Source organism: Citrobacter sp. BIDMC107, assembly GCF_001037575.1.
Lineage (GTDB): Bacteria > Pseudomonadota > Gammaproteobacteria > Enterobacterales > Enterobacteriaceae > Citrobacter > Citrobacter freundii.
Map to the genome: position 1 here is coordinate 836,087 of NZ_KQ089848.1, position 12,829 is coordinate 848,915.

The 12,829-nt window shown below is 46.1% G+C and carries 7 protein-coding genes; 2 read left to right on the forward strand and 5 right to left on the reverse strand.

The window, feature by feature from the left end; translation table 11 throughout:
* Positions 1-48: 48 nt before the first annotated feature.
* The gene (hutG, locus tag SK39_RS04035; RefSeq protein ID WP_048216683.1) at positions 49-990 is read right to left on the reverse strand and encodes a formimidoylglutamase; all 942 of its coding nucleotides are present in this window, start codon (positions 988-990) and stop codon (positions 49-51) included.
* Complete coding sequence (hutI, locus tag SK39_RS04040; RefSeq protein WP_032938576.1) at positions 987-2,210, reverse strand: imidazolonepropionase; 1,224 nt, start codon at positions 2,208-2,210, stop codon at positions 987-989. The genes hutG and hutI overlap by 4 nt, the downstream gene beginning before the upstream one ends.
* 224 nt (positions 2,211-2,434) lie before the next feature.
* On the opposite strand from hutI, the gene SK39_RS04045 reads away from it, so the two are divergent.
* Positions 2,435-3,718 (forward strand): putative acyl-CoA thioester hydrolase, encoded by a 1,284-nt coding sequence (locus SK39_RS04045; protein WP_003837077.1) that lies wholly within the window; start codon positions 2,435-2,437, stop codon positions 3,716-3,718.
* A 47-nt stretch (positions 3,719-3,765) separates the two neighbouring features.
* Here the strand turns inward: SK39_RS04045 and SK39_RS04050 are convergent, their stop codons facing one another.
* Both SK39_RS04050 and pgl read right to left on the reverse strand, forming a co-directional pair.
* On the reverse strand, positions 3,766-9,471 hold the full coding sequence (locus SK39_RS04050; protein WP_231593813.1) for a hypothetical protein: 5,706 nt from the start codon (positions 9,469-9,471) through the stop codon (positions 3,766-3,768).
* 317 nt (positions 9,472-9,788) lie between these two features.
* Entirely contained in the window at positions 9,789-10,784 is a 996-nt protein-coding gene (gene pgl, locus SK39_RS04055; RefSeq protein WP_048216685.1) for a 6-phosphogluconolactonase, read from the reverse strand.
* Positions 10,785-10,949: 165 nt separating this feature from the next.
* On the opposite strand from pgl, the gene SK39_RS04060 reads away from it, so the two are divergent.
* Complete coding sequence (locus tag SK39_RS04060; protein ID WP_048216686.1) at positions 10,950-11,768, forward strand: pyridoxal phosphatase; 819 nt, start codon at positions 10,950-10,952, stop codon at positions 11,766-11,768.
* Here SK39_RS04060 and modC read toward each other — a convergent pair whose 3' ends face one another.
* Positions 11,769-12,827: a molybdenum ABC transporter ATP-binding protein ModC gene (modC, locus tag SK39_RS04065; RefSeq protein WP_003837092.1), complete on the reverse strand. Its 1,059-nt coding sequence runs from the start codon at positions 12,825-12,827 to the stop codon at positions 11,769-11,771. It lies immediately after the preceding gene.
* Between the last annotated feature and the right edge of the window lie 2 nt (positions 12,828-12,829).

A 12,829-nucleotide genomic window follows, 5' to 3' on the forward strand; every position in this document is an offset into this window, starting at 1 on the left:
GTTTACAGGCATTACCCGAACCTGATAAGCGCAACGCCATCAGGTATGTCAGTGCCACCAGTGGGCGATTTGCCAGCCTAATCGCGCCGCAACCCGCACCGCCCGGCCATCATCGTCAAAGCGTGGATTAAATTCAACCATATCCACCGCCTGTAGTTTACCGCTACGACACAGAGGCTCAATCAGTCTCAGCAGCGTCGCCAACGGTACACCAAGCGCGGCGGGGGCCGACACACCGGGCATTTCCCACACCGGCAGCACGTCGAGGTCGATTGTCAGATAGATGACATCCAGATTGGCAATGAACTGCGCTAACCGCGCCTGCGCCGTATCACAATGCAGATCCTCCACTACGGTCACACCGAGCCGCTGGGCCTCATCCCAAAGCGCCTGGGTGTTTGCCGCCCGGCTGACGCCGATACAGGCATAGTGAAATTCACGCTGTTGTTCATCGCAAAGCTGCGCCAGCTGGCGAAACGGCGTACCGGATGTAGCCTGCCCGGCATGGCGCAAATCGAGATGCGCATCGAAGTTGACTATCCCCACTTTCGCCTGCGGGAACGCGTCCAGCACACCTGCGCCATGGGCATATGCGGTTTCGTGTCCGCCCCCCAGAACAAAGGTGCGCATATTTTCCTGCTGGCAACGCTGTACCGCATTGCGTAGCGCCTGCTGCGCGCCCTCAAGATCGGGGGCCTGCGCCACAATATTTCCCAGATCCACCAGTCGATGATGCCCATCGTGGCTGGCTAAATTCGCCAGCGCCTTGCGCAGCACATCGGGCGCTCCGGCAGCTCCCGTGCGCCCCTGATTACGTTTAACACCTTCGTCGCAGGCAAACCCGAGCAACGCTATCTGCTCGCGATACATTTCTGGGCTAAACGTCGGGCTCTGGGTGATAGTCTGAAACAGGCGCAGCGCATTCGGCGATTCGGCCCGGTCATCACGTCCCTGCCATAGCGCAGGTGAAGCAGGTTGCCAGTGAGTCATGCTATTTGTCCTTTGAATACGCGTTGGTAGAGCGGGTTGCGTCCGGGTTCATACAGGATCTCAACAGGAAGTGTTGCATCCCACACCACAAAATCGGCCACAAACCCGGCCTTCAATTGACCGTGGGTGTCGTGACGCCCCAGCGCCCGGGCCGCATGACGGGTTACGCCCGCCCATGCTTCTTCCGGCGTTAAGCCAAACTGAACGCAGGCCATATTCATCGCCCAGTGCAGGCTGATAAACGGGCTGGTACCGGGGTTAAAATCTGTCGCTACCGCCATCGGTACCTGATATTGACGCAGCAACGCTACCGGTGGGCGCTGCTGCTCTTTGAGGAAATAGAATGCGCCGGGCAGCAGCACGCCGACCGTACCGCTTTGGCTCATTGCCGCCACGCCTGCTTCATCGAGGTATTCAATATGATCGGCGGATAGCCCGTGGTAGCGGCTTACCAACTGTGCGCCGCCAAGCAATGACAGTTGTTCGACATGGCCTTTAATCGGGATGCCCAGCGCCTGCGCAGCCTGAAACACCCGCTCACTCTGCGCCAACGAAAAACCAACGCTTTCACAGAACAGATCAACGGTCTCAAACAGCCCTTGTTCCCACAGCTGCGGCAAAATGGTCTCGCACACCAGCGTAATATAGCCGTCAGGATCATCCCTGAATTCCGTTGGCGTCGCATGCGCAGCCAACAGCGTCGGGCTGATTTCAACGATATTCTCTGCCGCCAGCGCTGCCACCACGCGCAATATTTTCTCTTCTGTCGGCAAATCCAGGCCGTAGCCGGATTTTATTTCCAACAGCGTAACACCTTCTTTGATCAGCTGTTCCATCCGCTGATGGGCTACGTGTAAGAGTTGTTCATCCGTGGCGCTGCGGGTCGCCGATACGGTGGCATTGATCCCCCCACCCTGAGCGCTTATCTGCTGGTAGGAGACACCATTTAACCGCTGCTCCCATTCACCTGCGCGGTTTCCGCCAAAGACGAGATGCGTATGGCAATCAATCAGGCCAGGCGTAATCAGCCGGCCCTGCATATCAAAAGTATTGTCATGTGTGAGATATAACGATGATTCCGGGACGATATCGCGAATCTTGCCCTGGCGGACGATCAGCGCATGACCATCCACCAGCCCATATGGGGTACCACGTTCAGGATCCATAGTCGCCAAACGAACATTGCGCCAGATAACATCATCAGGGAAGAATTGCTGCATTCGACTCACCACTTGTCATAGGTTGTATAGACATTTATTTTTTATTATAGGGATGTTGTCAACCTGAAGAGCCATAATTGTTATCTATTTGTGATATAAAGACTCTCCGCGCCAGACATTGCTGCGATAAAAAACAACTTTTTACCTTTTCGCCTTCCCGTTTCGCTCAACTTAGTATAAAAAAGCAGGCTTTAATGGATAACTTTCAAAGCCCGGAGCAACCTGTGAATATATCATCAGTTTCCCGTCTGGCGCTGGCAATGGCTTTTGGCGTGACGCTGACCGCCTGTAGCTCTACGCCGCCCGATCAAATTCCTTCCGATCAGACCGCGCCAGGTACCTCTTCGCGCCCGATCTTGTCGGCCAATGAAGCGAAAAACTTCGTTGCTGCGCACTATTTTTCCGCGCTGACGCCAAACACCGCGCCATGGAGCCCTTCTTCAATTTCTCTGCCTGCACAACCTGACTTCGTCGTTGGCCCGGCAGGCACTCAGGGCGTAACCCATACCAGCATTCAGGCTGCGGTGGATGCGGCAATCATCAAACGTACGAACAAACGTCAGTACATCGCGATTATGCCGGGCGAGTATCAGGGCACGGTATACATCCCGGCAGCAACGGGTAGCCTGACGCTGTACGGTATGGGCGAAAAACCGCTGGATGTAAAAATTGGCCAGGCCATTGACGGTGACATGAGCACCGCAGACTGGCGTCGTACGGTGAACCCAGGCGGTAAATATATGCCGGGTAAACCTGCGTGGTATATGTTTGATAATTGCCAGAACAAACGTGGCACAAATATTGGTGTGATGTGTTCTGCCGTCGTCTGGTCGCAAAACAACGGTCTGCAATTGCAGAACCTGACCATCGAAAACAACCTGGGTGATAGCGTTGATGCAGGCAACCACCCGGCCGTTGCGCTGCGTACCGATGGTGATAAAGTGCAGATCAACAAGGTCAATATTCTGGGTCGTCAGAATACGTTCTTTGTAACCAACAGCGGCGTACAAAACCGTCTGGAAAACGATCGTCAGCCTCGCACGCTGGTAACCAACAGCTACATTGAAGGTGATGTGGATATCGTTTCTGGTCGTGGCGCAGTGGTGTTCGAGAACACCGATTTCCGTGTTGTGAATTCCCGTACGCAGCAGGAAGGTTACGTGTTCGCACCGGCTACTCTGTCAAACATCTACTACGGTTTCCTGGCGATTAATAGCCGCTTCACGGCAAGCGGCGATGGCGTGGCGCAGTTAGGCCGATCGCTGGATGTCGATTCCAACACTAACGGTCAGGTCGTTATCCGTGACAGCGTGATTAACGAAGGCTTTAACATGGCAAAACCATGGGCTGACAGCGTTATCGCAAAACGCCCGTTTGCCGGTAATACCGGTGCGGAAGATGACAAAGGTGAAATCCAGCGCAACCTGAACGACACCAACTTCAACCGCATGTGGGAATACAACAACCGCGGTATCGGTAGCAAAGTGGTTGCCGAGCCGAAGCAGTAACAGCGAAAAGGGATGGCTTACCGCCATCCCTGAATATGTCACTCTTTTTATTGCGCCAGCACTGGCCGGTTGCTGTAAAGGCGGTTGAGTTCTTTTCTGCTGAGTCCGCGTTCTGGAGTCTTGCTTTGAAGTAAATCATCTGCAGGCTGTACAGCGGCAGTTTCATTTTCATTACTCAATGATGGCTCCAAAACATGTGGATCGTTATCATCAAGTTGTGTATCAATCCTATCATGCTCTTGCTTCTTTGCCAGCTCTAACATATCTGACATCAATTTATCCATTGATAACTCCTTTATAAAGGCAGGGTCAGTCATAGGTGTAACTTTAGCATCTAAGAATGTACTTAAAACAGTAGCATCGTGGGTTTCAATAGTCATATTAGTAGTCACTAGATTTGGGATAAACAGTTCCTTGGGCTTTGTCCCTTCAGAAAGACTGTAACTGGTTGACGTAATAGCATTGTCTTTTATTCTTACTACCTGAAGACATCCATTATATATACGATATGCAAGCCCCTCATCAGGTATTAACCCCCCTGGTCCTACTAGCATACGACGATACATAGACAAAAAATCTTCATAACTCGCCTTAATGTTCACCAGACTATTTTTTTTATCGCTCGGCACTTCCATGTCATGGATTACATTAGCAAACTCATTACTGTGCAATAAATATTCAGCCTTTGATTTCAGAATATTAGCCATAGCATCAATTTTTTCTTTCCTATTAAAATTGGGGGCAATAGCCTTAATAGACTTGCTTGGTGTCAATTTATAGCTAGCAACTTTAAAAATATCAGTTTTATTTTTATGTTTATTTATATATTTACTTGCACTTTCATTTATATTTATTTTCACATAGCGAATAAGAGCTTGAGTAAGTATTTCATCTTTTAAATCTGAATTGAGAACTTTATCAACAAATTGGTCATGATAAAGCTCCATAAAAGCAACGCTATCGACCTTATTTTGTAGAGAAGACACTCGCCAAGACTGGAGGCCGTCTATTGACTGAACAGATCCCTTTGGAATATCTGGCGAAAATGAATATTTACCATTATCACCAATTAATAATTTGAGGTTTGTACCAATCGATAGCGATTTTTCAGGCGTCAAATCGGAACTTGGTGCATTTACTGTCTCTTTGACTTTTTGAGACTGGTGCACACCATCTGTTGATATCACGGATTCATCATGACGTTTAATTTTGTCGGTATTCTGGCTATTTTCTACTACTTTCTCATTTTTTTGAATATAAATTTCATTGCTGTTGTTGACACGCGAACGGGAGGACTCCTGTAGACGGCGGATTTCCCGGCCACTCATCGTTTTGCCAATTACATTATTTTCTTGCAATGATTGAGACGGCGCCAAGGTTCGCAGCGGCAACTCCTGCGAAATATTCTCGCTTACCGGTGACAACATGGATTCCACAGAAACAGCTGCTGTGGGTTTATCCGTACCCGTTTTAGGTAGTGAAACATTGTCATCTTGTACAAGAGCATCAATCATATCATCAAGATAATCTCTAGGTCTCGCCACATCCGACAGATCGTCACTTATCTCATTATCACCAAATGCAGAAATGCTACCCAGTGATGGGTCTGAGTACTTTTCTCCAAAAAATTGATTAAATTTCTTCTTGAAATCCGAGTTAGTTTCAATCATTTTAAAATCAAAGTAGGAGTTGCCGTCAGAATTATCACAATTATATTTTTCATCTTGATAAACCTCCAACAAACCGCTGTTCTTTAATCTAATATTATTAATCACCTCAACAAATTGAGTTTTATCTACCCCCATTTTTTCAAGTATTGAAAGATCATATTTATAAAGTTGAGATTCAATATTCACCTCACTGATATCATCATTTTTAATAACTTCCTGCGCAATACGACCAGTGGGAACAACAACATCAAGTAATACTCTTGAATTGTTAACACTGGTTTTTACTTCCTCTTGCCACATAAATTTATCTTTAAAACTTGTCGTTTCATTAATAATGGGGTAATTAAATTTATTTTTCACATCGATAGTAACATCTGCCCCACTATATCTTTTTTTAACAAATAATTCATTTAGTGGCAAATCAACTCCATTTTTAAACTTTATAGATGTTAGTCCATTTGAACGGAAACCTTCAACGTCGGGAGATAATAGCGATTTTATTTGTACGGTTGATTCATCCTTCAATAGATAAGGAGCACCTGAGTCTACCCTGGATGCAACAAATAAAAGATCTGCCATAAAACGAAGAAAAATTCCGCCTTCACTCTTCAACTCAATATAATTTTCTGCAAGAATATTTCTAACTTCACTCTCATTACTTTTGCAAAACTCAGAAATAACTTTGCTTGAAAAGTTATTGCCATTATTTTTATATTCTTCAAAAACACCCGGAAACTTATTGACAATGGTCATTAATCTCGGATCAAGACCTTTAGTCTCACTATTGATAATGGGAATTCTATTACCAGAATTAATACTGATAATGTTCTCCTGACCAGGATTATTTTCATTTTCCGCTATTTGCGGCTTAAAATAGCTTTCGATCTTGCTAGTAGTACTATCTATCAGCTTTTGCTGAGATATACCTCCAACTTGCTCGCGAAAATCATCCAATTCCGATGGTGTCATGCTTCTTATATAATCAAATCTGTTTTCATTTATTAATGAATCAATATATTCGATAAAACCTTCATGTGAAGAACGGGTTGTTTTTGCCTCCTCTACTTGCTTAAAATACTCATAGAAATGAGAAGCAGCCAACCCTCTCTCATATTTCTTATAAATACAACCAGGAATAGTATAAATCTTACCATTCACCCCCGGTATTTTAAGATCCCCATTGCCAGATATTGGTTTATATTCTGTTGCAAGTTCATCGAGCTTACCATTGGAGTCATAAAAATATTTAACCTCGACCTTAAGAAATTTTTTATGTTCTGCATCTCCTTGCTTTTCCAACTTAGTGACACACATACCTTTTTCAGTAAACTCAACACCATCATAGGGGATACTAATTTTTTTAAAAATTGACTTTTGCCGTTCAATTTCTTTAAGCATCTCTTTTTTTTCTGCTCTATCAGAGGTTTTCCTTGCCATTTCCTCAAGAGCATTTACATTTTTTAACGTATATACTTCATTATTAAATGTTATTTTAAACTCAGGAGTATTCGGCTCCACAGGAACAGTTGAACCAGTCGATACTGTAGATGTATTTGAAACAATGGTTTCTTTACCAGAATTTAACCCTACAATCAGTGTATCCTCTACAGATTCACTGGCTCGCCCCATTTCTTCTTCGTTTGACAACATATCGATAAACAGATCTTTCTCTACTGGCTCAGTGGCTTGCCCCACTACTGCGTCGGTTGCCAACAGCTCAAAGAGCGGGTCTTCCGCTCCTGATTCACTGGATTGCTCTACTTCTTCTTCACTTGGCAACATATCGATAAACAGGTCTGGCTCACTGGCTTGATTCACTACAGCTTCAGTTGTCTGTGTATCAACAATATGCTCATTCGCTTCAGGCTGACTGGGTTGCCCTACTGTAGCGTTAGTTTTTGCATTTTGCGGTAAATCACTAACCCATTTTAGAAACTCATTAACTCTTTTTGCCTGTTTCTCAGTTGCGCGACATTGTTCTTTAGATTCTTTATTCTGATGATGGCTTAGCGCCATTTCGTTTACAGAAGTTAATTTATCGTCATTAAGCGTGCTGATCTCTCTAAGCGCATGAGATGAAAATGTAAAAGCGGCACCTTTTATATCGACCATTTTTTCTATTGACGAAAGCAAATACTTCAACTGACTTTCTCTGGTAATTGCCAGATGATGATATTTTCTGGCTAACTCCCTGTTGCCCGATGTATGTTCTTTACTTGAATACGAGGCATACTTATCCCACGCCATAGCAGATTCTTGTTGTAAAAAAAGAACTTTATCTTTCGGCGATAAGTCATGGTAGTATGACCTCACGACAGAGAAGTCTTTTATAGCATCTTTAACTGCAAAAGACTCAATGTGGTTATCCAGCCAGGCAATTTGCTGTCTTGAACTTTCTCGCTCATATTTTTTTTTAAGTTCGTGAAGCCCAGATATCTTGCTATCTCTCAATTCCCTGAGCGTATTAATACCTTTCTGAGAAAACTCATTTTCTACATTATTGTTTTTAAGACACACCGCAACCATACTCGCTATACTACCGGGTTCTGGTTCTGCTTCGGTGATATTTTTCAACTCTATTTTAAGTGAGATAATTTCTTTACGATATGCTTTATTTTTTAACAGATTCAACTGTCTGGCTAGTTTACCAATCTCTTGTCCGTATTCTAAAGTTTTGGCATCATCATCCGTGATGCCATTATCCTCCAGATGATTGAGTAACTCCATTTCCTTTCGTTTCAGTTCACTCTTTATTTTTTTTGGATTCAGGGATGCCATATCCTCTAACTTAGAAATAGCCTTTTTGATATTTTCCGATCTTGACGACAATACTTTAACATCTTGTATATTGCTAAAATCATTACTGTTAACCATGGTACTCAAGGCGGATAGATAGCCAGAATCAGCATATACAGTATCAATATAGCTCTTGAATTTATCACTACTATAAATTGTCGGAAGATATTTTTCCGCATCAGATTGTGATATATTTTCAACCCATCCTTTTTTTATAACATTCTCAATAGCAGCACAACGGAGTTTATCTTTATCTGTCCAGCCTTTCATTGTTTTTGCGGACCAGTCCGTACACAGTGCATCAATCCCTTTCGCGTAGTTTTTTTTAGCCGTAGACCGCGTTAGAGCCTGAGAATCTGCATGGCGTTTACTTTGTTGTAGCGCTTCTATATTCTTTCCATTGGAATAATGGAACATAGAATCGATATTATTCTGCAAATGATACAGCTTATCCTTTCCAAAAAACTCCTTAACATCAGCATCTATTCCTATACCTATAACCCTGGCAGGAACACCACTGCCAAATTCATGAACAAGAGATTTTACATATTCACTGACTTTATTCTCTTGAGAATATTTTGATGTATCCAGAAGTGTGGGGAAGTGTGTCTCTAAAGATTCTTTTCCATATAACACGCCGAGAGGAAGTGCATTATTTTCGTTAAGAATGATATTCTGGCTTTTCTCACGGATAAATAACTTTAAATTCGCAATATTATTTGGCTTGTCAAAATTACTATATTTTGCCTCAGGCTCCTGCCAGGCAATTATATTATCCCATGAAATGATCTTACCGTTATATTGAATTCCTTTAGTACTGATTAATTTATTTCCTTTACTATCGGTGGCACTTTCAGCAATGAGTGTCATTCTCTCTTTTCTGTCTAACGTTCTGGCAAATGTAGTCCCATCATCCTTCTCGACCAAGGAATAGTGGACCAGAGCATTACCAACATGTTTAGCTGGTACATGTAAATTAAGGGTACCCTTGCCATCACCGCTGCCAGAATCAAGGGTCAAGGTTCCCATGACACTAACCTGCGATTTTAGAGGCACATTAATAGTCGCCGTAGCTTCACTTTTCGGTCGACAATCAGAAAGACGTCGAATGGTGTGACATGTTTCGGCTCTGGAAAGTTTTTGGCCTGATAGATTAGATACAGATTGAATGTTATCCCTAAAGTTGTCTACCGTTTTGTTTCTGTGTAATTGTTTCGGAATTGAATTTTGTACTTCAGGTACAGCGCGACATTGGCTTCCAGCATTCAATAAATAAATTTCGCTCATATTATCCCCCAGAAAATAATCCATTTAACTATCAATGATTTGAATAAATCACAGCAAGAATATATGTAGAATCTATTCTTTTCACCGTATAGAATCTCATACTCTTTGAATGGAAAATTTCAAAAAACGCTCCATTTTCCGAAAATTTTTTACGCAAAAATTCAGTGATATTTAATGCAGAAAAAAGGAAGAAACTAAATCGTCAGCAGAAACGCAAGTCCAGCCTACTGTAGAAGGGAATTAAACAAGCAGAAACAGCTAAAGTATTTGCAATCAATCTTAAAGATAGCGACGCCCGCTAACGGGCGTCGCTATTGTTAGTACGCGTTAACCACCACCCACATCGGGCCTTGTCCTACCGCGTAACGACCGTTCTCTGTCAACAGTCCTTGTTCGCCTGCAATCTTATACACCGCGATATGGTGCGATTTTTGCCCGGCGGCAATCAGGTATTTTCCGCTGTGATCGATATTAAAACCACGTGGCTGAGTTTCGGTAGGCTGGAAACCCTCTTTAGTCAGTACGCTACCGTCTTCAGACACGCTAAAGACCGTAATCAGGCTGGCGGTGCGATCACAGGCATACAGATGACGCCCATCAGATGTGATATGAATATCTGCTGCCCAACGGGTATCAGCGAAATCTGCAGGCATCATATCCAGCGTCTGCACACACTCAATTTTGCCGTACGGATCTTTAAGCTCCCAGACATCAACAGAGCTGTTCAGCTCGTTCACACAGTAGGCATATTGCTTATTCGGATGGAACGCCATATGACGCGGGCCCGCGCCTTCCACGGTAGTTACTTCAGCCGGTTCCTGCGCGACCAGATGGCCATCATCGCTTACGTCAAACAGGCAGATACGATCCTGTTTCAACGCCGGAACCCACAGGGTACGGTTATCCGGAGAGATGTTGGCTGAGTGGCAACCATCCAGGCCCTCAACCACGTCAACCAGTTCCACCGGCAGGCCATCTTCCAGGCGCGTGACGCTCACGCTGCCAGCGTTATAAGAACCCACGAACACGAAACGTCCCTGATGATCGGTAGAAATATGCGTCGGGCTACCCGGCAGCGCAGACTCTGCCGCGAAGGTCAGCGCACCGTCATCAGGCGCAATACGATAAGCCAACACGCGAAACTCCGGGCGCACGCCAACATAGAGGTAACGCTTATCCGGGCTGACGACCATCGGCTGTACCTGACCCGGCACATCAACCACCTGTGTCAGCGTCAGAGAACCATCGTGATTCAGGCTCCAGACGTGGATTTGCTGACTTTCAGGGCTGGCGGTATAAACGGTTTGCTTCATGAATACTCCTTTGCTTTTTGGCAGGTGGCTGCAATTGCCTGACACACGCCTAAGGTAGACGCTTTTAACGGTGAATGCTTAATTAAGGCTCAGAATTTTGTCCGGCTCACGTCTCGGTGTACCATTCCAACAGACATAATTCTCAACCTTAATCTGGATAAACCTATGACCGCACGCGTGATTGCCCTGGATTTAGACGGTACCCTCTTGACCCCGAAAAAAACCTTGCTGCCATCCTCTCTCGAAGCGCTCTCGCGCGCCAGAGAAGCAGGCTACCAACTTATCATTGTCACAGGTCGCCATCACGTTGCTATTCATCCTTTTTATCAGGCACTGGCGCTGGATACACCTGCAATTTGCTGTAACGGTACCTATTTGTATGATTATCAAGCAAAAAAGGTGCTGGAATCCGATCCCCTTCCGGTAGACCAGGCATTACAGCTGATCGAAATGCTGGATGAACATCAGATCCACGGGCTGATGTATGTGGATGAGGCCATGCTGTATGAGCGCCCTACCGGGCATGTAGTGCGTACTGCTAACTGGGCACAAACGCTGCCGCCGGAACAGCGCCCGACCTTCACCCAAGTTCCTTCGCTGGCGCAGGCGGCGCATGACGTTAACGCCGTCTGGAAATTTGCTCTGACCGACGAAGATATTCCGAAACTGCAGCAGTTTGGCCGGTATGTCGAGCAACATCTGGGGCTGGAGTGTGAATGGTCCTGGCACGATCAGGTCGACATTGCCCGTAAAGGCAACAGTAAAGGACGACGCTTGACCCAGTGGATAGAAGCACAGGGCGGGTCAATGGAAAACGTGATTGCCTTTGGCGATAACTTTAACGATATCAGCATGCTGGAAGCCGCAGGCACCGGCGTAGCCATGGGCAACGCGGATGACGCGGTCAAAGCACGCGCCAACATCGTGATTGGTGATAACACCACCGACAGCATCGCGAAATTTATCTACTCTCACCTGCTGTAATCAGGCGGTAATCGATACGCTCTTAATTTGCGCGTACAGCCACAGGCCAGGTTTGATACCCAGTTCATCCCTGGCCCATGGGCTGATCTTCGCCCACAGCGTCTTACCGCCCACCTCAAGCTGAACTTCCACCTGACCGTTGTCGTCATAGCATTGCGCGACTTTTGCCCGGAGAACATTACGAATACTGGTCTGTTGCGGCGGTTGCAGTACCAATGAAACATCAGAGGCCTGAATACGAATACGCAGCGCGGTTTGCAGCGGTTGCTCCAGCTTGTTGACCCACAGATGCTGATCGCCAAGCGCCAGCGCGGTCATCGCGTAGTGTGGATGATGTTCCAGCACGCTGACTTTCAGAATACTGCTTTGCTGTTCCTTAGGCAGCCAGGGGTGCATCACGCTGCTGCCCCAGACATCTTCCAACGAACCAAACGCTTTGACCTGCCCGTTTTCCAGCACCATCACTTTATCTGCCAGGTGCAAAATCTCATCAAGCGAGTGGCTGACGTACAGCATCGGAATATTAATTTCCCGCGCCAGGCGTTGCAGATAAGGCAGCAGTTCGCGTTTACGCGGTATATCCAGAGAGGCTAACGGCTCATCAAGCAGCAATAACTCAGGCGCGGTCAGCAGCGCCCGACCGATGGCGACACGCTGCTTTTCACCGCCAGAAAGACCGCCTGGCAGACGGTCAAGCAGCGGTTCAATGCCCAACAACGCCACCAGCTTATCAAACTGTCCGGCCATGCTTTTCGCCATTCCGTAACGCAGGTTGCCGCGCACTTTATAGTGCGGGAACAGGCGCGCATCCTGGAAAACATAGCCCACCCGGCGTTTTTCCGGCGTTAAACAGATACCGTTCTCGACGTCGTTTAAGACCCGACCGTTGAGCACGATGCGCCCGGACTGCGGCTGCGTCAGACCACTGATGGCGTTAATCAGTGAGGTTTTGCCCGCACCGGAAACGCCAAAAATAGCGGTGATGCCGCTGGCTGGCAGCGTTTCGTTGAGCGTCAGACAATGCGTCCCCAGCGTCTGGGAGAAATTAAGTTCAAGCATGA